Genomic DNA, 26,961 nt, shown 5'->3' on the forward strand with positions numbered 1-26,961 from the left:
AATCAGATGAATCATTCCGCAATCTGATGAATCACATAGGTAACCACGCCCCAAATCATGAATCGGTTGGTTTCATCTACCCTGATAGGGGAGAAGTTCTTGTTCCATGGGATGAGCCGGCCGAAGGTGCCGCTCTCATCCATCTTGAATTGCTTGATGGTGAATTCGCCATCTACGAAGGCGATGACGAAATTGCCGTTTGAGGGTTCTATCTGCCGGTCAACTACAGCGAGATCACCGTCCAGAATGCCTGCATCCTGCATGCTGTCGCCAGATATGCGCACGTAGAAGGTGGCCTCACGATGGCGAACCAGAATATCGTTGAGGTCTATCTCTCCCTCCATATAGTCTTGTGCCGGCGAAGGGAAGCCTGCTTTTACGCTTTGCTCTGCCAGCGGAATAGGCGTCTTGGCTCCGAATTCCGCAGGGTGAAATGTCAGTTTTATCTTGTTATCGTTATTCTTATTCATCTTGTATTTCTTAATTTATGGAGCTCATTTTTAGAATGGGCTTATTCTGCCTCTCATTGAGTTTTTACTTTCAGAATATCATGGATGTTCGTGGTAAACTGCTTCGACATGTACTCGCGTTTCAGGTCGAATCGGCAGTCTGTGCCTTGTATGGCCTGGCGTATGGTGCCATAACCATTCTTCCGGTTGATGGCGTCGATAGCCTCCATCAGCTTTTTTTGCTTGCTTCTGTCGATGGGGTCGAAGAGGTCTTGCTGGCGAGGATGGTCGGGTGAGATTTGCCACAGGATAACGCCAGCTTTCTTGAAGTGAAACGACATGTCGGAGCGATCGGGCCTGCTGTCTGCCATCGGTTTCGGGTATTTAGCCCGGAGAATGCTGAGGGCAGCACCTACTATTTCTTCCTGTGCATTGGTGGCGATGGGCAGGGTGAGGGAATCGTGGATGGTGTATTCAGGCACATGCTCGTTAAAACGGGAAGTCCATGCGAACACCGTGATGCCCTGACATACGCTACCTTGTCTCCTTAATTTTTCTGTACAACGTACAGCGAAATTAGCCACGGCTTCTTCTATCACATTTTTGTCGGTAATGCCCTCGTCGGCAAAACTCCTGCTGGTGCAGATGCTCTTCTTCTGCGGCAATTCCTCGATGCTGATGCAGCTTTCGCCATTCAGTTCTTTCCATGTTCTTAGGGTGGTGATATTGAAATGGCTGCGGACCCAACTTTCTTTCTTGTCGGCAAACTGAGCGGCGGTCCTAATGCCCATATAATCGAGCTTTCGGGCTATCTGTCTGCCTATTCCCCATACATCTTCTACGGGGAAGAGAGACAGCGCCTTGTGTCTCCGTTCATCCGTGTCGATGAGGCAGCAGCCTTGGAAGCCCTTGTATTTCTTGGCGAATTTAGAGCCGATTTTCGCCAATGTCTTCGTTTCTGCAATGCCTACGGATATCGGGATTCCAACAGCCCGAAGTACATCTGCCGATATTTTGGAGCCATAGCGATGGAGCAGGCTATCGGGCTTTTCTGATAGCTCGTCTATTGTTGTTTTATTGAACAAAGTAGGATGGTCTTCCGCATGCTCCCGAAAGAAAACTTTCGCCATTGATTCGTCTGCCTCGAAGAAACTCTCATCGATAGAGTATTGGTCAATGCGTGGGGAATAATGGGATAGCATCGACATCACGCGGTTGGAGAGCGAACCGTAGAGCGTATAGTTGCTCGAGAAGATAGCCACTCCCTCAGCCTCCAGTTTTTCCTTAACCTGATAGAAGGGGTCGCCCATCTTATAGCCCAATGCCTTGGCTTCTTCAGAGCGTGCGATGACGCACCCGTCGTTGTTGCTCAATACAACCACGGGCTTTCCTGTCAGGTCGGGGCGAAACACTCGCTCGCACGAACAGTAGAAGTTGTTGCAGTCTGCCAGTCCTATCATATCTTATCATTAACACCTCTTGTTATCACCAGAAATCCTGGTATGATGTGCAAAAATACAAAAAATAATCCGAAAACGATAGTTTTTCATTCAAGTTTTTTTGTCGTTTCGTGATTTATTCTTACCTTTGTGGTCATAAGCTAGTATTGAAACATCATAAAACTGAACGATATGAATGATAAGAATAACATGTTGGCATTGAGCCAGGAGCGTTTTTCGGCTCGCAAGTTTACTCCGGAGGCGGTGAGCCAGGAGGATCTGGACTATATCATGGAGTGTGTGCGCCTGGCACCATCGGCAGTGAACAGGCAGCCTTGGCGCTGGCTCATTGTGCGCTCAGAAGAGGCGAAGAAGAAACTGCAGGATTGCTGACCGCGAATGGTTCAAGACGGCTCCTATATATATTATAGGTATGAAAAACGTGAATGAGAACTGGGTGCGCAGATATGATGAGAAACCGCATGGAGATATTGATGTGGCGATAGCGGCAGAGCATCTCTGTCTGGCTGCCACCGAAAAGGGACTGGGCACCTGCTGGGTCTGCAATTATGATACGGCGAAGATGCAGCAGTTCTTTCCGCGTGAGGGCTATGAGGCGGTGGTCGTCATCCCTGTAGGTCATATTGCCGAAGACTGTCCACGCGCTGAGAAGAAGCGTAAGGAGATGAGCGAAATCACGGAAGAAATCTAGATCTAAATATAAGAAGAAATCTAGTTCTGGTATAAAAACTGGTATAAAACGAAGCTGTATGGAAATGAACGAAGAATCCATCCTGGCATGGAATATCATAGAAAAGACAAATGCCAACCTCTTCCTTACCGGAAAGGCGGGCACAGGTAAGACAACCTTCCTCAAGCGATTGAAAGAACTGTCGCCAAAACGAATGATTGTGCTTGCTCCTACGGGCATTGCAGCCATCAACGCCGGAGGAATGACCATCCATTCGTTCTTCCAGCTTCCCTTCTCGCCATACGTGCCGGGCACGACCTTTGGCAGCGGCGAACAGAAACGCTATCAGTTCAGCAAGCTCAAGCGCAATATCATCCGCAGTATCGACCTGCTCGTTATCGACGAAATCAGTATGGTGCGCAGCGATCTGCTCGATGCTGTAGATTCTGTGCTTCGCCAGTATCGCAAGCGCCACGATTTGCCTTTCGGTGGTGTGCAGCTCCTGATGATAGGCGATTTGCAGCAGCTGGCACCCGTGGTTACGCCACAGGAAGAGCATCTGCTGGGGCAGCATTATGATACTCCTTTCTTCTTCAGCAGCAACGCTCTGAAGCAGGTGGGTTATCTCACCATCGAACTTAAAAAAGTGTACAGGCAGCAGGATGAACAGTTTATCTCGCTGCTCAACCAGATTAGGGAGAACAAGGCTTCTGAAGCTACGCTGCAGGCTCTGAACCAGCGCTATATTCCAAATTTTGTACCACCTAAGGAGGGCAATTATATCAGGCTTACCACCCATAATGCACCTGCCCAGTATATCAACGAACAGCAGCTTGCTGCCTTGCCTGCGCAGTCATTTTCTTTTACAGCAGATATAGAGGGCGATTTCCCTGAAACATCTTATCCGGCCGATTTCAAGCTCACATTGAAGCCGGGAGCCCAGGTGATGTTCATCAAGAACGACCCGCAGCACCGTTTTTATAATGGTATGATAGGCGAGGTGATAGGGGTTAGGACCGATGAAGACGGCAGCAAGATTACCGTTCGCAGTAAGGATTCGGGCGAGGAGTTTGACCTGGAGAAAATGGAGTGGACCAATGCGAAATATACGCTGAACGAGAAAACCAAGGAGATAGAGGAGACGGTGGAAGGAAAATTCATGCAGTATCCTCTGCGTCTGGCGTGGGCGATAACTATCCACAAGAGTCAGGGACTTACTTTCGAACATGCCATCATCGATGCTTCTCATTCTTTTACCCATGGTCAGACCTATGTGGCGCTGAGCCGCTGCAAGACTTTGGAGGGCATGGTGCTCAGTCAACCGCTTTCTCGCGGAGCCATTATCAGCAGCCAGACGGTGGATGCATTCACCAGCCAGCTTGCTGCGCCTAGTCAGGAGCAAATCAGCAGTCTGGAGCTGCAATACATCATTTATTGCATCAGCGAACTCTTCGATTTCTATTCTATCAGAGCCAGTTATGAGCATCTGATGCGCTGCCTGGTAGAGTTTTTTAATGGTAAATATCCGCGCGTGGTAAGCGAGTATCAGAAGCTGCAGGTGGTGTTGAAGAGTCTGATAGCCGTGTCGGATAAATTCCGTGTGCAGTATACGGGTATGCTTGCCCGAAATCCTGATGTAAGACAGGCTGAGCTGCAAGACCGTATTCATAAGGGAGCTATGTATTTTCTTGACAAAATCGGCATTCTGAGTGATTTAATCAGAAAGTCGAATCTTGATACAGACAACAAGGTGGCTAGGAAACAGTTTGAAGATCGCTTCTCTGTTTTCTCAGAGGATGTAAAATTAAAAGAACGGCTTTTGAAGTATGAATGTAGTGCCGAATTCACGGTAACAGATTATCTGAAAAAGAAGGCGCAGTTCTTGCTGTTGGATGCAGATGCCTCATCAGATAGCGGTTCGGGCAGAAAGTCAAGGAGACAGAAGAAACCGAATGAACCGAAGGTGCCGAAGGTGCCGAAAGTCGCTTCGAAGGAGGTAAGTTATGATTTCTATATGCAGGGAATGACGGTAGATCAGATTGCTGCTAAGCGGGGTTATACCAAAGGTACCATTATTGGTCATCTTACTCCTTATGTGAAAGAAGGAAAGATTGGACTGCGGGCGCTGATTTCAAGTGCCCATGAAAAGAAAATCCGTGATTTCATGAAGGCTCATCCTGGATTGGAGCATTTTAGCGAAATAAAGGAAGCTTTGGGAGCTGGTATTGATTATTACGAAATCAAACTGGTTCATGATTTGATGGAGGGGGAATAAAGCATTCTTCCACCATATTATAATAATAGCCGTAACTATATTTGCAGTAGTTACGGCTATTTTTTTTAAAAATATCTAGAGTTGGCTCACAGCCTCTTCCAGCTGCTGCAAAGCCTGTTTGATAACACTTCTTGGTGCAGCTACATTCAATCGCATGAATCCTTCTCCGCCAGGACCGAACATCTCTCCATCATTCAATGCCAGATGCGCCTTGTCGATGAATAGGTCGAGAAGTGCATCGTGAGAAAGATGCAGATCACGGCAGTTGAGCCATACGAGGAAGGAAGCCTGTGGACGCAACGGACGAATGCCCGGAATATGCTCGCGGCAGTAATCCTCTACGAATCGGATGTTTTCCTCTATATAGGCAAGCATCTTCTTTCTCCATTCCTCACCCTTGCGGAAAGCGGCGATGGTGGCGATTGGAGCGAAGAGGGTTGGCTCATCCAGTTCGTTGGCACTCAGCCAAGGATAGAATTTCCTGCGAATTTCTTCGTTTGGAATAATGGCGTAGCTGCTCACAATTCCAGCTATATTGAAGGTCTTGGAAGGAGCCTGGAAGGTGATGCTGATGTTGCGTGCCTTGTCTGAAACCGAAGCAAACGGGATGTGCTTGTGGCCGAAGAGCGCCATATCTGCGTGAATCTCATCGCTGATAACGAGCAGATGGTGCTCATAGCAGAAGTCGGCAAGCTGCTGCAGGATTTCCTTGCTCCAGGTAATACCGCCCGGATTATGGGGATTGCAGAGAATGAGAATCTTGCATTTCTCATCGCAAACCTTCTCGAGGTTTTCGAAATCCATCTCGTAATATCCGTCTTCCCTCATCTTCAGCGGATTGAAGACCACCTCTCTGCCATTACCCTCTGGGGTGAGGCGGAATGGGTGATAAACGGGAGGCTGGATGATGACTTTTTCGTCAGGCTGGGTGAAGACATTCACCACGAGTCCGATGCCTTTAACAATACCAGGAATGAATCTTATCCACTCTCGCTTCACATCCCACTGGTGGTGGTCGCGAACCCAGTCGATGATGCTAGGCAGGTAATCTTCCGGCTCCATCGTGTAGCCGAAAAGAGAGTGTTCCAGACGTGCCTTGAGGGCATCTGTAATGAAAGATGGGGTCTCGAAATCCATATCAGCTACCCAGAGTGGCAGCAAGTCATCTCGTCCCCAACGAGGCAACAGGGCGCCATGCTTCAGGTCGTCGCTGCCCGAACGGTCTATGACTTTATCGAAATTGTACATTTTACTTTGAGTCTATTAACTATAAACTATCAATTATAAACTATCAACGGCCTGCTTGATGTCTTCGAAGAGATCATCCACATCTTCCAAGCCGATGCTCAATCGGATAGTGGTGTCTTTCACGTCCATCGATTTGCGCATGTTCTCAGAGAATGCTCCGAAGATGGTGCTTGCCGGATGAATGGCGAGCGAACGGTTGTCGAAGAGGTTGGTGGCGCGATGGATGAGCTTCAGATTGTTCAGAAAACTGAAGCAGGCTTCCTTGCTCTCTAGGTCGATGCAGATCATGGCTCCCGCAGTTTTTCCAAACTGGCGCTGCGCCAACTCGTGATAAGGATTATCCTCCAGACCAACATAGTTTACTAATTTTATCTGAGGCAGAGAGCGCAGCTTCTTGGCAAGCTCCAAGGCATTGCTGCTCTGCACACGATAGCGAGCATCGAGCGTTTCAAGTCCGATGGTTTGCATATAAGCTACCTGTGGGGTCATATAGGCTCCGAAATTGAAGAGCATTTCTCCATAAAGACGCTTGGCGAAGTCGCCGTTGTAAGGAGTTCCGTAGTCGATAACCAGACCGCCGAGCGAAGTAGCACCGCCGCTTACATATTTAGAGCTGGAAACCACCTCAATATCTACTCCCAGACTCTTAGCCGAGAACTGTGTGAAAGGAATCACGGTAGAATCCACCACCAAAGGTACATTTTTTTCATGTGCCACTTCCGAGATGGCTTTCAGGTCAGCAACCTCCAGCTGTGGGTTGGTCAGGATTTCGAGGAAGACGCAGCAGGTGTCATCATCAATGGCTTCGCGCACGGCTTCGATATTGGTCAAATCGCGCAAACGCACCTTTACGCCAAAACGGCGCAGAGTGGCTACGAGCAGGGCATAAGTATTGCCGAAGAGATGCTTGGATGTAACAATATTTTTGCCTTGTGCTGCCAGCGCCATGAGGGTGTTGCTGATGGCCGCCATTCCTGAGTTGAAGGCGGTGGCATGAGCAGCATCGGTAAGGGCTGCCACACGGCGCTCCAGGTTGGTCACCGTAGGGTTCTCTACGCGCGAATAATCTGGAGCCTTAATCTTGTCGGTGAATGCTTCAGCCATGACGGCAGCATTGTCGAATTCGTAGGCAAGGGTGTTATATACTGGCACGCTCAGCGAGTCGTATGCATCGCGGCGCTCATATTCCAAATGAATAGCTTGAGTCTGTTTCTTCATTATTCTGTTATTTTATGTGATATTTTGCGTGCAAAAGTACAAAAAAGAAATCAAATAGACAATAAATCGCATAAAAAAAAACGAGTTGCGAATGCTTTTTATGCATTGCAACTCGTTGGAGAGGGGTTTAACCCAACAATAACCTACAGGCTCATCCGATTAACTTAAAGATAACATTTGTATGGTAAAAATTCAGTAGAAAGAGCAATTTGTAACACAAACATTCGTTTATCTCGAATTTTATTTGTAATTTCGCACCAAAATCAAAATAAGGATATTTATGAATAAACTGGTTCTGAAAACAACAAAAAGCGGACTGCTGGCAGCTGCCCTGATGGCTTCAATCTCTGCCAGTGCCGAAACCATAGAGGTGAAAACGCTGAAATATGCAGGCCCCTATGCCGTAGCACAGCCTTGGATGGCTGACAGTGTGAACATCAAGGGCGAAGCGTTCGACCTTAAGCAGCTGCTCGATTCGCCGCTGTCTTTCACCTTATTAAACAAGGGTAAGGAGGTGAGTGCAGCCCAACTCCTTGCCGACAAGCAGGATGCGCTCCATCTGGCTTCTTTCTGCGTATCTAACACCCAGCGCACCAAAGCAACCATTGCGGTAGAAGGATTGGAGCAATACCGCCTGTTTGTAGACGGTGAACAGGTAGAGGTGAACGGCGATAAGGCTGAAACCATCCTGACTCCTTCGCAGCATACGGTTGTCATCAAATATCTTACCCGCAAGAATGCATCTTCTGATAAGAAATCTCTTAAGTTGACCGTAACCGCAGCCAACGGTGCTCCGCTTTCTGTAGGCGATGCGACAGCCAAGCGCGCCTATAATATCTATGATGTGATTTGTGCGCCCAACTATCCGAGTGTTTCTATCTCGCCAAACGGAAAGTTTATCGTAGTTCGGAAAACCTGGGTAGATAGAAAAGGTAATAACCATAGCATTAGTGAATTGCGCAACGCTCAGACTAACAGAGTGATGGCTACATTTGAGGAGAGTGTAAAATGGATGCCTGCAAGCAATAAACTGTATTTCACCCAGAAGGCGAGCGACAGCAGTATTGCCGGAGAAGAAAAGCAGGATGGCACATTGCAGCTTATTACCGTCAATCCGCTGACGATGGAGCGCGAAGTGCTGGCAAGCAATCTTCCTGAAGGCTGGTTCCTGTTTACACCCGATGAAAAAACGCTCATCTATACGCTCACTACTGAAGGCAGAAAAAAGGATCCGCAAGTTTATGATGTAAAAGAACCGGAAGACAGACAGCCTGGTTGGCGCGAGCGCAGCAATCTCGCCAAATATGATCTTGCATCGGGCATTCTCCAGCCGCTCACCTTCGGTTACCACAACATCTACCTGATGGATATTTCTGCCGATTCGCGTTATCTGCTGATAGGCAAGGGAGAGGAGCGACTCACCAAGCGTCCTACAACCCTGACATCATTCTACCGCCTGGATTTGGGCAGTATGAATGCTTCTTCAGCCACAACGCCAAAGGTAGAAACCCTGATAGAAAAGGGCGAATTTCTGAACAGCGCCCAGTTCTCACCTGATGGCAAGAGCATTCTCGTGAGCGCTTCGCCGGAAGCTTTCAACGGCATTGGAAAGAATGTGGAAGAAGGACAGACGCCTAGCATGATCGACACCCAGCTCTATCTGATGACCTTGGCAGACAAGAAGGTTCGTCCGCTGACCAGAGATTTCAATCCGAATGTGCTGAGCACGGAATGGAGCAAGGTCGATGGAAACATCTATTTTACAGCCGAAGATAAAGACTGCGTGCACCTCTTCCAGCTCAATCCGAAATCGGGCAAGTTTACGCTTCTCAAGACTCCTGAAGAGTACATCAAGAGTTTCTCGCTTGCATCTTCTGCAGCAGAAATGGCTTTCTCCGGTCAGAGTGCATCCAATGCCGACCGACTCTATAAGATGAATACGAAGGCGCTGAAATCGCAATTGGTTGACGATTTGAGTGCGCGCGAACTGAAGGATGTTGAACTGGGCGAATGCAAGGCTTGGAATTTTGTAAATTCAAGAGGCGACACCCTTTGCTGCCGTTACTATCTGCCACCTCATTTTGATGCTGCCAAGAAGTATCCGATGATAGTGAATTATTATGGCGGATGCAGTCCTACGAGCCGCATGTTCCAGAGCCGTTATCCTCATCATGTTTATGCGGCGATGGGCTATGTAGTGCTGGTTGTGAATCCTAGTGGAGCCACCGGATTCGGTCAGAAATTCTCTGCCCGCCATGTAGATACGGCAGGCGAGGGAGTGGCTGAAGACATCATCTCCAGCACTCAGGCTTTCTGCGATGAGCATGCTTTCGTAAACCGCAAGAAGATAGGCTGCATTGGCGCCAGCTACGGCGGATTCATGACTCAGTATCTTCAGACCAAGACCGACCTCTTTGCTGCTGCCATCTCGCATGCAGGCATCAGCGACCACACCAGCTATTGGGGTGAGGGCTATTGGGGCTACAGCTACAGCGAAGTTTCTATGGCGAACGAATATCCTTGGACCAACAAGCATCTCTTTGTAGATCAGAGTCCGCTCTATAATGCCGACAAGATTCATACTCCGCTGCTGTTTGTTCACGGCACGGCAGATAATAATGTGCCTGTAGGCGAGAGTATCCAGCTCTATACTGCGCTGAAACTCCTTGGCCGTCCTACGGCGATGGTATTGGTAGATGGTCAGGATCATCACATCATCGACTACGAGAAGCGACTGAAATGGCAGAACACCATCTTTGCCTGGTTTGCCAAGTGGTTGCAGGATGATGCTTCCTGGTGGACGGAAATGTACGGAGATGAAAAGATGTAGTTGAAGCTTCGGCAGAAATGCCAGCTTCAGTCTCTATCAAATAAGAAAAGAGATTATGTTCCTGTAAGTCGGGAATATAATCTCTTTTCTTTTATATGTTTATTTCTTGCAGTTTAGCGTGATAAGCAGGGAAATCATGGCGAAGGCGATTCCTACGATGCAGACACCGAGCCAGTCGGCTTGCGTCCAGACGTAACCGGCACAGAAAGTGCCTAGCGAACCACCGATGAAATAGCTGGTCATGAAGATGGTGTTGGCGCGGTTGGAAGCCTGCGGAACCTCCTGCAGGCAACCACTCTGATTGCTGAGCTGCTGACATTGCAGACCGATGTCAACCAGGATGATGGCTGCGATGAGTCCGGCGTAAGTATCGCCGAAAACCAAGGCTATTGCCCATGCGATGATCTGCATTCCTGCTCCGAACAGATTGAATTTTCGAATGCCAAACCTCGGAATCAGTTTTCCCACACCACTGGCAGCAACGGCTCCCATGATTCCGCAAAGTCCGAGCATTCCTACCATATCACTTCCTGCGCTGAAAGGTGGCTGCGCCAGATGGAACGCCAGACAAGACCATATTGCCATCATACTGCCGAACCCGAAGGCTGCACGGATGGAATAGATGCGGATAGAAGGATGGAAAACGAAAATTTCTGCTATCGTGGTCATCAGCCCTCTGTAGGTTCCTACATAGTTGCGCTTCATTTCAGGCATCATCAGCAGCATGATTCCCATGCAAAACACCATCACGAAAGCAGCTATGATAAACATCTCCCGCCATCCCAGCCATTCGCCGATGTAACCGCTGATTACTCGTGAGGCAAGAATGCCCGTCAGCAGTCCGGAGAGTACAATGCCCATATTCCTGCTCTTGTTCTTGGGTTCCGAAAACTGTCCAGCTATCGGAATGAAGAACTGCGGAATCACCGAACAGGCGCCAATCAGCAGGGAAGCTCCCCAGAGCATCCAAACGTTTTGCGCTGCAGCCATCACGATAGCCATCAATGCAGCAATGGTCATATTGACAAGGATGAGTTTCTTGCGCGAAAGCATGTCGCCCAAGGGAATGAGGAAGAATAAGCCCAGCGCATAACCTATCTGGGTAATGACGGTGATGAGGTTAGCCTTCTGCTCGGTAATATCCAGGTCGTGGCGGATGAGTTCGAGAAGCGGCTGATTGTAGTAGCAGTTGGCTACGGTGAGTCCTGCGACGATAGCCATCATCAGGAGAATGCTGCGGGGAATGCCCTGATTTTCTTTTAGCTGTATCATTTTCTGTCTGTTTGTTTCTTTGTTTTGAGTGCAAAGTTACGAAAAAATTCTCGGCAATCAAAGTTTTTGGGGACGATTTCTTGGGAAAATCTTCTCTCTCAGGCAGAAAAAGTTTCTGTTCTTTCCCTCGCGCGCGTACCTTATTATATGATATAGTGCTGTTCTGAAGAGGTGTTGGCGCGCACCCTTGTTACGCTAAAAAACACCGAAAAGTGTTAAAATTAGGCTGTTTCCGAGCACACCAAAAACTTTAACCTTTGTTAGCACTTTATAAGTAGCTGATTTATAGCGATTTGTAATTTTGTTACAAAATCACCTAAAAAAAAATCGCAAAAAAAAGAACAACGTATCAAAAAAATGCTTACCTTTGCATCGTTCAAAAGAACAAATGATTGTTTTACAGATTTTAAAAAAGCAAAGAAAATGAAGAAATTAGTTTTTATGTTCGTAGCTATCGCAGCTATCTCTTTCGCATCATGTGGTAACAAAACAGCTCAGAACACAGCTTCTGCTGATTCTGACACAGCTCAGGTAGATACAACTGCTGCTGACACTGCTGCTGCTGATACAGCTGCTGCTGATTCTGCTAAGTAATTTGAAATTACTTGCGAACGAAAAAATGAGAGAAACAACCGCTGGACTTCGGTCTAGCGGCTTTTTCGTTTTATAGAGACTATGTTTTATTTTTTTTAGGTTACCTTTTAGAATTTTAGAAAAGATAATTTATGATAGATTCAAGTGCCTTCCAAGGTAAAAAGGCAGCTTACTATACGTTAGGCTGCAAACTCAACTTCTCTGAAACTTCCACTTTTGGCAAAATGCTCGAAGATATGGGCGTCATTACTGCTAAAAAGGGGGAGAAAGCTGATATTTGTCTGATTAACACCTGCTCGGTAACAGAAGTTGCCGATCATAAATGCCGTCAGGCTATCCACCGGATGGTGAGAAACAATCCGGGCGCATTTGTTATCGTGACGGGCTGTTATGCGCAGCTCGAATCTGAGAATGTCAGCAAGATAGAGGGTGTAGACCTCGTGTTGGGTGCTAACGAGAAGGCGAACTTGATTCAATATCTCAGCGATGCATGGGCGCAGAAGTTTGCCCAGGAAAACGGATTGGCTGCTCAGACTCCTCAGAACGGCGATGCTGAAACTCCTCAGAACGGCGATGCTGAAACCTCTCAGAACGGCGATGCTGCGGCTCTTCATCAGCATTATAGCGTGAAGACAAAGGAAATCAAGACCTTCCAGCCTTCTTGCTCGCGTGGCAACCGTACCCGTTATTTCCTGAAGGTGCAGGACGGCTGCAATTATTATTGCACCTATTGCACCATACCATTTGCCCGAGGCAATTCGCGCAACCCGAGCATCCAGTCGCTTGTGGCTCAATGTGAGCAGGCGGCTGCTGAAGGCGGTAAGGAAATCGTCATTACCGGTGTGAATATCGGCGATTTCGGTCAGACTACCCACGAGCGATTCATCGACCTTGTCAAGGCGATGGATCAGGTAGAAGGAATCAAGCGTTACCGCATCTCGAGTCTGGAGCCTGATCTCTGTGATGATGATCTCATAGAGTATTGTGCCCAGAGCCGTGCCTTTATGCCTCATTTCCACATTCCTCTGCAGAGCGGAAGCGATGAGGTGCTCAAGCTGATGCACCGTCGTTACGACAAGGCGCTCTTCGCTCACAAGGTGAATCTTATCAAGGAGAAGATGCCTGATGCGTTTATCGGTGTTGATGTGATGGTGGGCTGTCGCGGTGAAACTCCGGAGTGTTTTGAAGAATGCTATGAGTTCCTGAAGAGTCTGCCTGTTACCCAGCTTCACGTCTTCCCTTATTCTGAGCGTCCGGGTACGGCTGCCTTGAAGATTCCGTATGTGGTTGACGAGAAGGAGAAGAAGAAGCGCTCCAAGCGACTGTTGGAGTTGAGTGATCAGAAGACGCAGGAATTCTATGCTCAATACATCGGTACTGAGGCTGAGGTTCTCTTCGAAAAGGCGCCAAGAGGCAAGGCAATGCATGGCTTCACCAAGAACTATATCCGCGTAGAACTTTCACCGGCTCTCGCCAAGGAAGAATACGACAACCAGCTTATCAAGGTTCGCCTGGGTGATTTCAATCACGATAAGACGGCGCTGAAGGCAGAGCTTCTTTAGTTGATAGTTTATAGTTGATAGTTTATAGTTGATAGTTTATAGCTCAAAGGCTGATTATCAAGTTAAAAGCTAATATTCAAGGCTAATCATAAAGTTCAAAGCTCAAAGTTCAAAGTTTAAAGTTCAAAGTCCAATGTATTACAACGATTTTGGAACATGGATCCGGAAGCAGTTTCCTGATTTCCGTGTTCAGAAGATTTCGATAGACGCGGGATTCTCCTGTCCTAACAGGGATGGGAGGATTTCGAGTGGCGGATGTACGTATTGCGACAACCGTACCTTCAATCCGAGCTATTGCGACCGGAAAAAGTCGATTACTGAACAGCTGGAGGAGGGAAAGGCTTTCTTCAGCAGGAAGTATCCTGATATGAAATATCTGGCTTATTTCCAGGCTTATACCAATACATACGCCAGGGTGGAGCAACTGAGGCAGATGTATGAAGAGGCTCTTGAGGTGGAAGATGTGGTGGGAATCGTTATCGGAACCCGTCCGGATTGTGTGAGCGATGAATTGCTCGATTATCTGGAAGAACTGAACCGCCGAACCTTCGTGCTGGTGGAATATGGCATTGAGAGTGCCAATGATGAAACCTTGAAACGCATCAACCGCGGACATGATTTTGCCTGTTGCCGAAGTGCCGTAGAGCGTACTCATGCCAGGGGAATCCTTACGGGCGGCCACATCATTATCGGTTTGCCGGGAGAAGATGCGGAAGAAAGTCTGCGCCAGGCTCCTCTCATCTCTTCCTTGCCGCTTGATATTCTCAAGATTCATCAGATGCAGATTATCAGGGGCACCCGGCTGGCACAGGAATATGCTGAGCACCCCTTCCATGTTTACACGGTAGAGGAATATATTGATGTCATCGTGAAATACATCCGTCTGCTCAGAAAGGATTTGGTGCTGGAGCGCTTCGTCAGTCAGTCGCCCAAAGAACTGCTGGTTGCTCCCAAATGGGGACTCAAGAACTATGAGTTTACCAATCTCCTGAATAACAGATTAAAGAGTTTACAATAAATATGGCAAAAGTAGCAATCGTTATATTAAACTGGAATGGTCAGAAGATGCTGGCAAAGTATCTTCCGAATGTCATCGAATATTCCCGTCAGGATGCTGAAATCTGGGTGGCAGACAATTCTTCTTCTGATGGTTCGATGCACCTTCTGGAGACTCAGTTTCCTCAGGTGAAGACCATCGTGCTGGAGCAGAATTTCGGCTTTGCTGAAGGCTATAACCGTGCCTTGAAGCAGATTGATGCAGAATATTACGTGCTCCTGAATAGCGATGTGGAGGTTTCGCATCATTGGCTTACACCGCTCATCGAGTTTATGGATTCGCATCAGCAGGTGGCTGCCTGTCAGCCTAAGCTGCTTGCGGAATACGATAAGGACAGCTTTGAGTATGCTGGTGCTTGCGGCGGATTCCTCGACAAATGTGGCTATCCGTTCTGTCGCGGCCGCATCTTCGATACGGTAGAGCGCGATAACGGGCAGTATGATTACCAGCAGGAAATCTTGTGGGCTACGGGTGCCTGTATGATGATTCGCTCAAAGGATTATTGGACTGCCGGCGGTTTAGACGGCCGTTTCTTTGCCCATAATGAAGAGATAGATCTTTGCTGGCGCTTGCGTCTGATGGGCAGAAAAATCTACTGCATTCCTGAGAGTGAGGTTTATCATGTGGGGGGTGGAACCCTGCCGAAAAGCAATCCGATGAAGACTTATCTGAATTTCAGAAATAATTTAACCATGCTTTATAAGAATCTGAGTGATACGGAGTTGATTCATGTGATGCGTATGCGCAGATTCCTGGATTATCTTGCTGCTTTCGAGACATTGGTTCTGAAACGCAACTGGGGCGACTTCAAGGCCATCTTCAAGGCGCGCAGGGCTTTCTATGCATGGAAACATGAGTTTGACGAAGATCGCAGAAAGATACAGGCGGGTAGGGTGAAGGAGGAGATTCCGCAGGTTTACAATCTCTCTATCATCTGGCAATATTACGCCAAGGGCAAGAAACTCTTCTCGCAGTTGTAGACAATAATAAAACAAACTTAAAAATAAAAATCTATGAAGAAAAGACAAATGATGATGGCGCTGGTTTCGCTGATGGTTCTGTCAGCCCAGGCGCAGGCTAATTTCCAGGTGTCGGTTTCCAATCCTTCCAAGGTGGCAAGAACCGATGCTCCGGTGGTTGTAGATCTCAGCAAGTTGGGCGCTATCGGCGACATTCAGCGCGCTGTAGTAACCGTTGACGGCAAGGAGATTCCTTCCCAGCTCGACGACACCAACCGCGATTGTACCAACGATGAACTCTGTTTCCTTGCTGATTTGGGCAAGAAAGAAACTAAGACCTATCAGGTGCATCTCTATCGTGAGGGTGAGCAGGCACAGTATCCGGCTCGTACCTTTGCAGAACTCTGCTTGCCAAGCAGGAACAGGAAACTGGCTAAGAACAGGCAGGATATTTATCTGCGCAGCATCTCGTTTGATAAGAAGACCAAGGATCCTTATCACTACGTTCATTCTCATGGCACCTGCTTCGAAAGCGAACTGATTGCCATGCGTGTTTATTTCGACCATCGTCAGACCATCGATCTTTATGGCAAAATCAACAAGGGACTGGTGGTTCAGGATACGCAGTTCTATCCTTCAGAAGAGCAGATTCAGGCTGGTTCGGGCGATGATTGCCTCTGGGTAGGCAATACCTACGGACTGGGTGCGCTCCGTGGCTGGGACGGTAAAGACCAGGTGCTGTTCAACAACGTGAAATACCAGGAGCAGCGCGTCATTTCAGAAGGTCCGCTCCGTGCCATCGTCGAAGTCGTGGATAAGGGTTGGGTTCCGGCTCCGGGCTTGCAGCCTGTCAATGCCACCATCCGTTACACCATCTATGCCGGTCATCGCGATTTCGACGTAGATGTATTCTTCAACAAGGATGTTTCTGATTATCAGTTTGCTACAGGACTCATCAACGTAAAGGGTTCCAGCGAATTTGCTGATGGCAAGGGATTGCGAGGCTGTTACGGCAGCGACTGGCCAACAGGCAAGGACGATGGAAAGCACAAGCTGGAGACCGTAGGCTTGGGCATTTATGTGCCACAGTCAGCCCTGGTAAGTCAGCAGCCAGCCAATAAGGATTGCTATACTCAGGTAGTGAAACCTGCAGGCAGCCAGCTCAGTTATAAGCTTGCTTATACCAGTGCCAACGAAACCTATGGTTTCAAGGGCGAGAAGGAGTGGTATGAGTGGTTGAAAGCCTGGAAGAAGCAGATTGAAGAGCCGGTTCAGGTTTCTGTTTCTGTCATGATCCGATAAGCAGTTTCTTTTATCATTCGATAAGCAGAAAAACTGCGCAAATAGCCAGTAATGAGCAAAAATGCCTTACGTTTTGCTCATTGCTGGCTATTTTGCAAACAAATTTAAGAGAAAAACCCATTTTTTTTGCGAATACGTATGATTTTTTAGCAAAAAAGCTTGGTAATTTAAATAATTTTTAGTATTTTTGCAGTCGTAACTCGAAGATTTGTAAATTATCGTGAAAAGGTTTTTTAATTATATAGTCATATTAGCAATTGTGCTTCTCAGTTCGGCCTGCGAGTTTAAGTTCAAGCCGAACGAGGAAGGAGAGGCTGTGCCCCTGTCAGTACAGCGTTACGACCGATTGGAAAGCAGATATCTTACTACCGGTGATTTCTCAGCCCTGCAGCAGATGAACACCGATTACCCGATAGAAACCCGTACGCTGATAGAGAAAATGCTCCAGCTTGGCACCATTACCGACGCCAATATCAGCAACCGTTTCCTCATGTTCTATCAGGATTCTACCCTGCAGTCACTTATTGCCGATGCTGAGGCAGAATTTGCCAATATGGAAGACATCAACGAGCAGCTGAAATCTGCCTTCTCGCGTCTGAACAGTTGGATTCCGGAGCTCCAGCAGCCTTGTTTCTATGCCCAGATTGGCGCTCTCGACCAGAGCATCGTAGTAGGACAGCACTCAGTAGGAATTTCGCTCGATAAATACATGGGCGAAAACTATCCGCTCTACAAGAAATTCTATACGCCGCAGCAGCGCAGCACCATGTCGCGCCAGTATATTGTGCCGGATTGCCTTACCTTCTATCTGCTGAGCATCTATCCGATGGATCAGTTCGACACCCGTCCGCAGCTCGACCGCGATCTGCACATGGGCAAAATTATGTGGGCTGTAAACAAGGCGATGGGCAAGGAGATTTTCAAGACCAAGTATGTAAATACAATCAACGCTTATGTAAAGCGCAACCCTAAAGTAACAGTAAAGGAACTGCTCAAGGACGAAGATTATTCGCCTATTGAGGCATTACATAAAGATTAACACATGAAAAGATTTCCAGTTTTTATTGCAACTGTCATGATGGTTTCAGCAATGCAAGCTGCAGATAAACTCGACCTGAAGGCCATTACCTCCGGCGAGTTTGCTGCCTCTTATGTTACCGGTATTAACCCTATTGATGGCACCGATTTGTACGCTTCTATCAGCAATGATGGCAAGCAGGTTATCAGTTATTCGTTCAAGACGGGCAAGCAGATGAGCATCCTCTTCGATGTGAACGCAGTCAAGGCTCCCTTCGAACAGATTGAGGGTTATGTAATCAGTCCTGATGGCAAGAAATTGCTTATCATGACCCATCGCGAGGCTATTTACCGCCGCTCGTTCAAGGCTGAGTATTTCGTATACGATATTGCCAAGAAGAGTTTGAAGAAACTCTCTCAGGGCGTTAACCAGCAGGTGGCTACCTGGTCGCCTGATTCACGCCACATCGCCTTTGTAAAGGATAACAATCTCTTTGTTACCGATGGAGACAAGGAAACCCAGATTACCCGCGACGGTAAGTTCAATGAGGTAATCAATGGTATTCCTGATTGGGTTTACGAAGAGGAATTCAGCTTCAACCGCGCCTTTGCATGGAATGCGGATGGAACTGCCATCGGATGGATCCGCTTCGACGAATCGCACGTAAAGACTTATTCTCTGCAGATGTTCGAAGGTTCTCATCCTACCCGTAGCGAGTATCACGACTATCCGGGAGAGTATTCCTATAAATATCCTAAGGCAGGACAGGACAACTCTAAGGTGAGCCTCTGGAGCTATGATATGAAGAACGGCAAGACCGTGGCGCTCGATGTGCCTGTAGATTCCGACGGCTATTATCCACGCATCAAGACATCGCCAGACGCCAACAGTCTGATTGTCTATACGATGAACCGCCATCAGGACGACATGCGCCTCTATGCAGTCAATCCTTTCACCGGCAAGAGCAGGATGCTCATCAAGGAGAGTGTGCCTAAGTTTATAAAGGAAGAGGTGATTGAAAACAGCATCGTGGGCAAGAAGAACATCCTGCTGCCTAGCGACCGCGACGGCTTCATGCATCTCTATCTCTATGATATGAACGGCAAGCTCCTGCGCCAGGTAGAGAAGGGCAACTATGATGTTACCTCTATCTACGGAATGGATGAGAAGACGGGCGATGTTTATTTCCAGGCTGCCAAGCTCAATGCGCACGACCGCCAGGTTTACGTGGCTCATAAGAACGGAAAGGTGGAGCGCCTTACCGATGCGGCTGGTTCCAACTCGGCTTACTTCTCGGGCGATTACCGCTATTTCGTCAATACCTGGAGCAGCTACAGCCATCCTTATGTCTTCACCGTACGCAGCAACAAGGGCAAGCTCATCAAGACATTGGAAGACAACAAGCAGCTGCTCGAAAAGACCCGGAAGTATAATTGGGGCAAGCGCGAGACTTTCTCTTTCACCACTTCCGAAGGTGTGAAACTGGACGGCTGGATGGTGAAGCCTGTAGATTTTGACGCCAGCAAGAAGTATCCTGTCATCCTCTTCCAGTATTCCGGTCCGGGCAACCAGCAGGTGCTCGATTCATGGAGCACGGGCAGTATGGGCAATGGCGGTGCTTTCGATTATTATCTTGCACAGGAAGGATTCATCATTGCCTGCGTAGATGGTCGTGGAACAGGCGGTAGAGGAGCTGAGTTTGAGAAGTCTACTTATCTCCGTCTGGGCGATTTAGAGTCGAAAGATCAGGTTGAGACCGCTCTCTACATGGGTTCTCTGCCTTATGTAGACAAGGATAATATCGGCATTTGGGGCTGGAGCTATGGTGGTTTCAATACGCTGATGAGTATGAGCGAGGGCCGTCCTGTGTTCAAGGCAGGTGTGGCTGTGGCTCCTCCTACCTGCTACCGCTTCTATGATTCGGTTTATACTGAGCGCTACATGCGCACTCCTAAGGAGAACGAAGAGGGTTATAAGGTGAACCCTATCGAGCGTGTAAAGCAGCAGCATGGTGCGTTGCTTATCTGTCACGGATTGGCAGATGACAATGTGCATCCGCAGAATACCTTCGAATATGCTGAGGCGTTGGTTCAGGCAGACAAGGACTTCAAGACCCTGTGGTACACGAACCGCAATCATGGCATTTCGGGCGGCAATACCCGCAACCATCTGCTTCGCCAGATAGCTAACTGGTTCAAGCAGAACCTGAAGTAGAAAATGATATGATATAAAAAAGTGAAGCCATTCCCGGCAGAAACGGGAATGGCTTCTTAATTTAATGTTTACCCTTGTTTACTTTGCGAAGTAAGGATCTTTTGGAATTCTTATTCAGTTTTAGCGCCTTTTCTGCGCTTTTCTTTCTTGGCTTTTTTAGCCTTCTTCACTTTTACCTCTTCAACCTCTTCATCGTTTGGCTGAACAGATGAAAAATGAAAATCTGTAGAGTTGATGGTCTTTACCTGATAAGGGCTAGGCGCATCGTTCATCTGCTGTCCGTTCTTTGCCTTCTTAGCCTTTGGCTTCTGAATGTATCTTGCATAGAGCTTGTTCCATTTCTTTTCAGCCTTCTTCTGGTTGAAGTCAAACATCACGATACACGTGCGGTTGCCGGCACCTTTCTGCTCCAGATAGTCGCGCAACTGGTATGAATAGTTCTCGCGGCTTATCAGAAACTTGCTCTTGCGGGTGAAATAGGCAGAATCAACCTTCTGAACGTCTGTGAAATAGACTGTAGAGTCATTAAACGACGAGGCAAATCCAAAGATGTATGCAGTCTTAACTTCGTTCTTGGCTGATGCAGAGAGCGAGCTGAAACATGCTAATGCAATAGATGCTAATGCAATTTTTGTAATTTTCATTTCTTTTTCTGTCTTATTTTGTTTTGTGCTGTCTGCCCCATCAGTCATGCAGGATCTTTCCTTATCCCAGATAGGACTTCAGCAGTTTATCTGTCGTTTTGTTCCGGAGTCGCCTTATCGTTTTTTCCTTGATCTGGCGTACTCTTTCCCTGGTGAGATGATACTTGGTTCCGATTTCTTCGAGCGTCAGTTCAGGTGTTCCTATGCCATAGAAGGCAGCAATGATTTTCTGGTCTTTGTCCGGCAGCGTGCCGAGCAGTCTTTCTATTTCAACTCTCAGCGACTCTGTCAGCAGTTCATTGTCGGTCGGATCATCTGAATTGGCCAGCAGGTCGAGCATGCTGCCTTCTTCATCATCAGAAAAAGGAGCATCCACGCTCAGGTGGCGGCTTGTTGACGTAGCCTTCATGGCGTCCTGAATCTTGTCTTCCGGCAAGTCTACGCGGTCAACCATTTCGTCTACACTCGGTTTGCGTTCAAATTCCTGTTCGAACTTACTCATCTCTCTGTTAAGCTTGTTAACGCTTCCCACCTGGTTGAGCGGAAGGCGCACAATTCTGCTCTGCTCGGCTATGGCCTGCAGAATGCTCTGGCGAATCCACCATACGGCGTAAGAGATAAACTTAAAGCCTCGGGTTTCGTCAAACTTCTGTGCGGCTTTGATAAGCCCCACATTTCCTTCGTTGATAAGATCAGGCAAGCTGAGCCCCTGGTTCTGGTACTGTTTGGCAACAGACACCACGAAACGGAGATTGGCTTTTGTTAATCTCTCCAATGCCCTACGGTCACCTTTTCTTATACGCTGAGCGAGCTCCACCTCTTCATCTGTAGAGAGCAGCTCCTCATGAGCAATATCTTGAAGATATTTTTCCAACGATGCGCTTGCGCGATTCGTAATTGACTGAGTAATTTTTAATTGTCTCATGCTGGCATCAAATTTTAAGTAGTTGCAAAAATACACTTTTTTGTTTAAATACCAAAAAAAATAGTAGATATTTTTCAGAAATACCTACTATTTTATTGTTTTTTGTCTGTTTCTTGAGTTTTTTGGCAGCAAAAATGCCTTTTCACTACTCAATCATGAGACGTTTCTCTTAAACTCTTACCCTTAGTCTTTCTGCAGCGGAACAGCGAAGTAAGCCTTCTTGCCTGTTGGCCATATACCCTGGATGTAGAGCACTGGGTCCTTGCTGGTAGAAGCACTCTTTACAGCCTTCTGCAGGTCATCAATCGTATTGATGTTGTTGTCGTTGATGCGCTGGATGATGAAACCGCGTGAAATGCCACCATCTTTCAGGGCGCCGTTGTTCACCTTCATTACCTCTACACCATACTTGATGTTGAGCTGGTTCTTCTGGCTCTCAGTAATAGGGCGGAAGCTGCCACCGAGCACGTCGAGGTCGGCACTCTTGATAACCGAAGTATTACCCTGGGCATTCTTCAGCGTGATGGTTTTGGTGCTTGCCTTCTTGTTGCGCAGATAGGTGATGCTCATCTTGTCGCCAGGGCGCTTGCCGTTCAGGATTTCCTGCAGCTCAGCCATCTTGGTCACCTTCTTGCCGTCAACCTTGGTAATCACGTCACCTTCCTTCAGTCCTGCCTCAGCACCGTTGCCGTCTTCATCTACCTTGGCAATGTAAACACCCTCATTGGTTCCCAGGTTCACTTCCTTGCCGTTCTCCTTCTGGGCGTTGATATAGTTCAGCACATCGCTTCCCTGTATGCTCAGCATCACACGCTGTACGCTGCCGTATTTCTTCAGGTCGTCTACCACCTTGTTCATGATAGAGGTAGGGATGGCGAAACCATAGCCGGAGTAAGAACCGGTCTGAGAATAGAGCATGGCGTTGATGCCTACCAGTTCGCCCTGGGTGTTGACGAGTGCACCGCCCGAGTTACCTGCGTTGATGGCAGCATCGGTCTGGATGAAGCTCTCTACACCGTTGGCACCGAGTGAACGTGCCTTGGCAGAGATAATGCCGGCTGTAACCGTATTGTTCAGTCCGAATGGGTTGCCCACGGCGATGACCCATTCACCCACCTTCACCTTGTCGCTGTCGGCGATAGGCAGGGTAGGCAGGTTCTTGCCGTCTACCTTGATGAGGGCGAGGTCGGTAGTCTTGTCGGTTCCGATGATGCGAGCCGAGAATTCACGGTTGTCGTTCAGTGTTACGGTCAGCTCGTCAGCACCTTCTACCACGTGGTTGTTGGTAACGATGTAACCGTCCTGACTGATGATGACACCCGAACCGGTAGCCTCTCTCTTCGGAGTCTGCACTTTCTGCTTGCGTGTGCCTCCGTTGCCCTGTCCCGGGTTGCCGAAGAAGCCGAACGGGTCGAAGAATCCTCCGAATGGGTCGTCCTGCACATCTACTGTCTTCACCTTCGAGTTCTGTACGTATTTAATATGTACTACTGCAGGCAGCGCCTTCTCGGCAGCATAGGTTAAGTCTACAGGCTGACCTGCTGGCGCAGCGGTAACTGCAGGTGTAGCATTTACTTTCATGAAAGCACCGGCTGAAAATGCGAGCGAACCAACGCAGAGCACAGCCACAACATAATTACTTAATTTTTTCATGTCTCTTATTTTTTTATTGTTTACTTTTCTTTTCCTTGGAACTGCAGCAGCTAATATCATGCCAAAAGTCAGCTTGTCATGCACCGCTCTGTTTCCGGTTGCAAATATAGGGTCATTTTTTGAGATACGCTTCATTCTCTGCATAAATTTATTCCGTTTTAACATTTCAAATTAACACTTTAACGGCTATTAAACAAGAAATGCCCTAAATTCACAAATATTTGAATGTAAGCACGAAAATCTTAGTTTTGTATACGTAACTATCTTCTGCTGATTGATAAATATCTGTTAAAACAATAAGAAGTTAAGGAGTTATCGCTCCCTACGGTCGCTGAGGAGTTAAGACAATAGTCTTTTGGCGTAGTTTTTAAGCAGCAAGACATACGTCTTAACTCCTTTAACTCCTTAACTCCTTTAACTTCCCGATATGCGAAAGCTCAGTTAATGATGTATAAAAAAGAGAGGAATCGTGCGATAGTATCAAAAGTTTTTTGTACTTTTGCATGTCGAAAGCAGTGCTCCGGTCTGTCGCTGGCATCTTTCAGGTGCGAGAGGAAAGTCCGGGCAGCATAGAGCATCCCACTTCCGAAACTAGAAGCTATTGGTGACAGTAGGTGTCGGTAGAAGAAAATAACCGCTTTCACTTATCCCGTTTGTCCAGTCTGGGGTGGTGAGAGTAAGGGTGAGAAGGTGGTGTAAGAGACCACCAGCTGGCGGGTGATCGTCAGGCTGTGCCATCTGGGAGCTGTAAGCTCATGTATACCGCAGATTGAGGGCGGCTCGTCCGATTGCCTTAGGGCTGCTGTGGAGGGTAGAGTGCTTGAGCCCAAGGGTGACTTTGGGACTAGATAAATGACAGACGTTCTTATATCTGGTATGAACACAGCATAACAGCATATCTGATATAGAAACACAGAACTCGGCTTATAGGGGCACTGCTTTTCTTTTTTTTCAGCATCGCAGCCGCTGTATATAATAAGGTATAAGATGCATTCATTTTTAAACGATTTTAAAAACTAGCAAGATTATGAAACTCAGAGAACCGGAAAAGCAGATATTAGATGATTTCGAACATAAGGTAACGGGCAAGATAGCGAAATATGGCAATGAACCCGATTTCCCGAAGTTTGAGAACTACGGCATTACCCGCATGGAGCTGGATGATTATCTTTTCGATAAGCAGTCGATACTCGACATGGGCGGTTCCAAGCGCAGCCAGCTCACCATCGGCGGTTTCATCACCGTCCTCCCCGTATTGGTACTGTCCTGTTTCCCGGATAAGTCACCCATCTACGACAACGGCAAGATGCTCGCCACGGTCATAGCCGTCATCATCGGCCTGCTGCTGGCGTGTTTTGTCAAGGCACTTCTCCAGATGATCATCGCCTATCGCGTGAACCATCATAAGGAGCCTAAGATGGAGACCTTCATCAAGGCAGTCCTCTTCTACGAGAAGCGGTCGTAACTGTAAACTATAAATTATAAACTATAAACTATAAGTAGTATGACATTACCAGACTTTATGGACTATAAGGACAAGTTCACCCAGCGTGCATTTGTCGAGAAGATTTCGCATGTTGCCAAACGTGCCGGTGCCAAGATGGTTTATACAGCGCTCATTCTCTATTATACATTAGAGAGTGACAAGGTTTCGCTGAAGGACAAGGCTCTGATCGTAGGAGCCTTGGGTTATCTCATCAGTCCGCTCGATGTGATTCCAGACGCCATACCTATTGCCGGTTTGGGCGATGACCTGGCCGTATTGCTGTTTGTGCTCAAGAAAGTTTGGGGTGAGGTTTCAGATGATGTAAAGTCAAAGGCTCAGGACAAGTTGAAGAAGTGGTTTGATGAAGATGAGATTCCATCAGCCGATGACCTCTTCAAGGATTCAGCCACCGATACACCGGTTTGATTTTTCTCTAGGGGCAAGGCATAAGAAAATGAAAATGACCCTTAATGACTTTGACCCTTCATGACCGGCTACAGTAGTAGCTAAACTTTAACATGTTTTGCCCCACACGCCCTGAAGGGGCAGAAGCTCCTAGCCCAGGGTAGCACCCTGGGTAAATACGGACGCAAACAAGTCGCCCTGTAAGGGCAAAAGCTTTGAAATTGAAGGCTTTTGCCCTTACAGGGCGACTTTGTTGTATCTATTTAAAAACCCAGGGCGCTGCCCTGGGCTAGGAGCTTTTGGGCTTTCAGCCCGTCTTCGGCTACCATTATTTAGACTTATGACACATTCTTTTGTTTTTATCCCATGCAGCTCGTTACTCCGAGCGTCGTAGCGATAGCGGTCAGTATGCTGATGGCTATCTGCAGAATTGTTTTCCAAGTGTTCGCTTTCATTTTTTTGAATGTTGAATGTTGAGTGTTGAATGTTGAATTTTTTGTGGGGCGGATAGGCTGGGCTAGGGGCTAGCACCCTAGCCAGTCTATCCTTGGGCTATTCAAGGCCGTCGCCAGTATCGTCCTTGCCGGTAGTACCGCCGGTTGATTCAGAGCCTTGGCCTTCGCTGCCGGTCTGACCGGTGTTTGAACCACCTGGGGTAGAACCGCCTGGCGTATTATCCGGAGTAGTTGGGGCGTTGAGGTCAACGTTGGTCTTACCCTCCTTAATCGCCTTGATAACGGCTGCCTGAGCACTGCGGCTGGCTACAAGGTTGAACTCGGCGTCATCGCGAAGGTTCTTGAACTCCTGACCTGGCTCCCACTGAACCTTCACACCGGTGATGTTCTGAGCGGTGAACTTGTCGGCATCCTCGGCACCCTTCGAGGTGAGAAGGAGAGAGAAATCACCGAGGTCGCCCAGACGGATTTTCTTGCCCTCAAGCAACATCTCACGCATGCAGTCTACGGCGATGTAGAGGATGGCGCTGATGTCGGCTCTCGAATAAACACTGCCATGTGAAGTGATGTGCTTGGCAAACTTCTCGATGGTCATGATGTCGGTGTACTGTGAGATGGCGAAAGCATTCTGCTTCTCAGTCTTCACGAGTTCCAGGTCCTTCTGGTCAGGATTCTTACCCTCCTTCTTTGCCTGGTTGATGCGTGACTTAGCCTGGTTGATTTCCAGAAGATTTGCGTTCACGCTACGCATTACGATGCTGTAATTAATCATAGTTGTTTGTAGTATGTTTAGAGTCCTTTGTTTTGCAACTCCCCAGAACGCCCCGTTCCTGCTGTTTTCGGGGTCTTCATTGATGACCGGCGCCTGCCATCATTTATGACCCGTGTTGGTCTTAAGAGAAGACCCGAGCAAGGCACAAAAGGCTGTTCTTTCGATTGCCGGTGCAAAGATACAACATTTTCGGGCAGAATGCAAGCTTTCCCCCTGATTTTCTATGTAAGAAAAGCTATAAGTAGCTGCAATACAATAAGTTCTGTTGATTTTCTTTCTGAACTTTATTGCAGAAACAATCAGCAATGGGAAAGTAAGGATGAAAAACAAGCGTGTCATTAAGGGTCAGTGTCATTAAGGGTCATTTAGAAAAATGAAAGTGTCATTTTGAGCTATAGTATATATAAATATTTATTTATATATACTATAGGGGTTTTTTCTCCCCCGAAAATGAAAATGACCCTTAATGACCTTGACCCTTAATGACACTCTT

21 protein-coding genes, 1 other RNA gene and 1 pseudogene are annotated in these 26,961 nt (G+C 47.6%); 13 read left to right on the plus strand and 10 right to left on the minus strand.

Annotated elements, in window-relative coordinates; all coding sequences use genetic code 11:
* Positions 1–11 precede the first annotated feature (11 nt).
* Together NNC77_RS09615 and NNC77_RS09620 are read right to left on the minus strand one after the other, a co-directional pair.
* Positions 12–470, minus strand: a complete 459-nt coding sequence (locus tag NNC77_RS09615; RefSeq protein WP_254970316.1) for a LexA family protein — start codon at positions 468–470, stop codon at positions 12–14.
* Between the two features lie 53 nt (positions 471–523).
* Positions 524–1,909 (minus strand): Y-family DNA polymerase, encoded by a 1,386-nt coding sequence (locus NNC77_RS09620; RefSeq protein ID WP_254970317.1) that lies wholly within the window; start codon positions 1,907–1,909, stop codon positions 524–526.
* A gap of 171 nt (positions 1,910–2,080) precedes the next feature.
* Between NNC77_RS09620 and NNC77_RS09625 the strand changes: the two are divergent.
* Positions 2,081–2,600, plus strand: a pseudogene (locus NNC77_RS09625) (nitroreductase family protein).
* Positions 2,601–2,658: 58 nt separating this feature from the next.
* The gene (locus NNC77_RS09630) at positions 2,659–4,854 is read left to right on the plus strand and encodes a helix-turn-helix domain-containing protein (protein ID WP_254970318.1); all 2,196 of its coding nucleotides are present in this window, start codon (positions 2,659–2,661) and stop codon (positions 4,852–4,854) included.
* 75 nt (positions 4,855–4,929) lie between these two features.
* Here the strand turns inward: NNC77_RS09630 and NNC77_RS09635 are convergent, their stop codons facing one another.
* Positions 4,930–6,102, minus strand: coding sequence for a MalY/PatB family protein (locus NNC77_RS09635; protein ID WP_254970319.1), 1,173 nt, complete (start codon positions 6,100–6,102; stop codon positions 4,930–4,932).
* Between the two features lie 33 nt (positions 6,103–6,135).
* On the minus strand, positions 6,136–7,320 hold the full coding sequence (locus tag NNC77_RS09640) for a trans-sulfuration enzyme family protein (protein WP_254970320.1): 1,185 nt from the start codon (positions 7,318–7,320) through the stop codon (positions 6,136–6,138).
* Between the two features lie 280 nt (positions 7,321–7,600).
* On the opposite strand from NNC77_RS09640, the gene NNC77_RS09645 reads away from it, so the two are divergent.
* Positions 7,601–10,150, plus strand: coding sequence for a S9 family peptidase (locus tag NNC77_RS09645; protein WP_254970321.1), 2,550 nt, complete (start codon positions 7,601–7,603; stop codon positions 10,148–10,150).
* Between the two features lie 99 nt (positions 10,151–10,249).
* Here NNC77_RS09645 and NNC77_RS09650 read toward each other — a convergent pair whose 3' ends face one another.
* Positions 10,250–11,422, minus strand: a complete 1,173-nt coding sequence (locus NNC77_RS09650; RefSeq protein ID WP_254970322.1) for an MFS transporter — start codon at positions 11,420–11,422, stop codon at positions 10,250–10,252.
* A 423-nt stretch (positions 11,423–11,845) separates the two neighbouring features.
* Here NNC77_RS09650 and NNC77_RS09655 point away from each other — a divergent pair, with 423 nt between their 5' ends.
* The 7 genes from NNC77_RS09655 (at position 11,846) to NNC77_RS09685 (ending at position 20,128) form a co-directional block, all read left to right on the plus strand.
* Entirely contained in the window at positions 11,846–12,016 is a 171-nt protein-coding gene (locus tag NNC77_RS09655) for a PG1828 family lipoprotein (RefSeq protein ID WP_022122035.1), read from the plus strand.
* 131 nt (positions 12,017–12,147) lie between these two features.
* Positions 12,148–13,578, plus strand: a complete 1,431-nt coding sequence (gene mtaB / locus NNC77_RS09660) for a tRNA (N(6)-L-threonylcarbamoyladenosine(37)-C(2))-methylthiotransferase MtaB (RefSeq protein WP_254970323.1) — start codon at positions 12,148–12,150, stop codon at positions 13,576–13,578.
* Between the two features lie 133 nt (positions 13,579–13,711).
* Positions 13,712–14,596 carry a TIGR01212 family radical SAM protein gene (locus NNC77_RS09665; RefSeq protein WP_118191749.1) on the plus strand — a complete coding sequence of 295 codons (885 nt, stop codon included), beginning with the start codon at positions 13,712–13,714 and terminating at the stop codon, positions 14,594–14,596.
* 2 nt (positions 14,597–14,598) lie between these two features.
* Positions 14,599–15,615, plus strand: a complete 1,017-nt coding sequence (locus NNC77_RS09670) for a glycosyltransferase family 2 protein (protein ID WP_254970324.1) — start codon at positions 14,599–14,601, stop codon at positions 15,613–15,615.
* A gap of 33 nt (positions 15,616–15,648) precedes the next feature.
* Positions 15,649–16,896 (plus strand): DUF4861 domain-containing protein, encoded by a 1,248-nt coding sequence (locus NNC77_RS09675; RefSeq protein ID WP_254970325.1) that lies wholly within the window; start codon positions 15,649–15,651, stop codon positions 16,894–16,896.
* A 259-nt stretch (positions 16,897–17,155) separates the two neighbouring features.
* Positions 17,156–17,935, plus strand: coding sequence for a gliding motility protein GldB (locus tag NNC77_RS09680; protein ID WP_254970326.1), 780 nt, complete (start codon positions 17,156–17,158; stop codon positions 17,933–17,935).
* A gap of 3 nt (positions 17,936–17,938) precedes the next feature.
* Complete coding sequence (locus NNC77_RS09685; RefSeq protein ID WP_254970327.1) at positions 17,939–20,128, plus strand: S9 family peptidase; 2,190 nt, start codon at positions 17,939–17,941, stop codon at positions 20,126–20,128.
* Between the two features lie 110 nt (positions 20,129–20,238).
* On the opposite strand, the gene NNC77_RS09690 is transcribed toward NNC77_RS09685, so the two are convergent.
* The 3 genes from NNC77_RS09690 to NNC77_RS09700 all read right to left on the minus strand — a co-directional run bounded on the left by NNC77_RS09690 (position 20,239) and on the right by NNC77_RS09700 (position 23,350).
* Positions 20,239–20,772 carry a hypothetical protein gene (locus NNC77_RS09690; RefSeq protein ID WP_151201787.1) on the minus strand — a complete coding sequence of 178 codons (534 nt, stop codon included), beginning with the start codon at positions 20,770–20,772 and terminating at the stop codon, positions 20,239–20,241.
* A 61-nt stretch (positions 20,773–20,833) separates the two neighbouring features.
* Positions 20,834–21,697, minus strand: coding sequence for a sigma-70 family RNA polymerase sigma factor (locus tag NNC77_RS09695; protein WP_117692345.1), 864 nt, complete (start codon positions 21,695–21,697; stop codon positions 20,834–20,836).
* Between the two features lie 183 nt (positions 21,698–21,880).
* On the minus strand, positions 21,881–23,350 hold the full coding sequence (locus tag NNC77_RS09700; protein ID WP_118080851.1) for a Do family serine endopeptidase: 1,470 nt from the start codon (positions 23,348–23,350) through the stop codon (positions 21,881–21,883).
* Between the two features lie 512 nt (positions 23,351–23,862).
* Here NNC77_RS09700 and rnpB point away from each other — a divergent pair.
* From rnpB to NNC77_RS09715, 3 genes are all read left to right on the plus strand, one after another.
* An RNA gene (rnpB, locus tag NNC77_RS09705) (RNase P RNA component class A) lies at positions 23,863–24,293 on the plus strand.
* An 84-nt stretch (positions 24,294–24,377) separates the two neighbouring features.
* On the plus strand, positions 24,378–24,815 hold the full coding sequence (locus NNC77_RS09710) for a hypothetical protein (RefSeq protein ID WP_254970328.1): 438 nt from the start codon (positions 24,378–24,380) through the stop codon (positions 24,813–24,815).
* A 39-nt stretch (positions 24,816–24,854) separates the two neighbouring features.
* Positions 24,855–25,262: a YkvA family protein gene (locus NNC77_RS09715; protein ID WP_117728888.1), complete on the plus strand. Its 408-nt coding sequence runs from the start codon at positions 24,855–24,857 to the stop codon at positions 25,260–25,262.
* 338 nt (positions 25,263–25,600) lie between these two features.
* On the opposite strand, the gene NNC77_RS09720 is transcribed toward NNC77_RS09715, so the two are convergent.
* Positions 25,601–25,696, minus strand: a complete 96-nt coding sequence (locus tag NNC77_RS09720; protein WP_153072405.1) for a smalltalk protein — start codon at positions 25,694–25,696, stop codon at positions 25,601–25,603.
* Between the two features lie 97 nt (positions 25,697–25,793).
* Entirely contained in the window at positions 25,794–26,468 is a 675-nt protein-coding gene (locus tag NNC77_RS09725) for an HU family DNA-binding protein (RefSeq protein ID WP_218459049.1), read from the minus strand.
* Positions 26,469–26,961 lie beyond the last annotated feature (493 nt).

Origin of the sequence: Segatella copri (assembly GCF_024330485.1) — a bacterium.
GTDB lineage: Bacteria > Bacteroidota > Bacteroidia > Bacteroidales > Bacteroidaceae > Prevotella > Prevotella copri_L.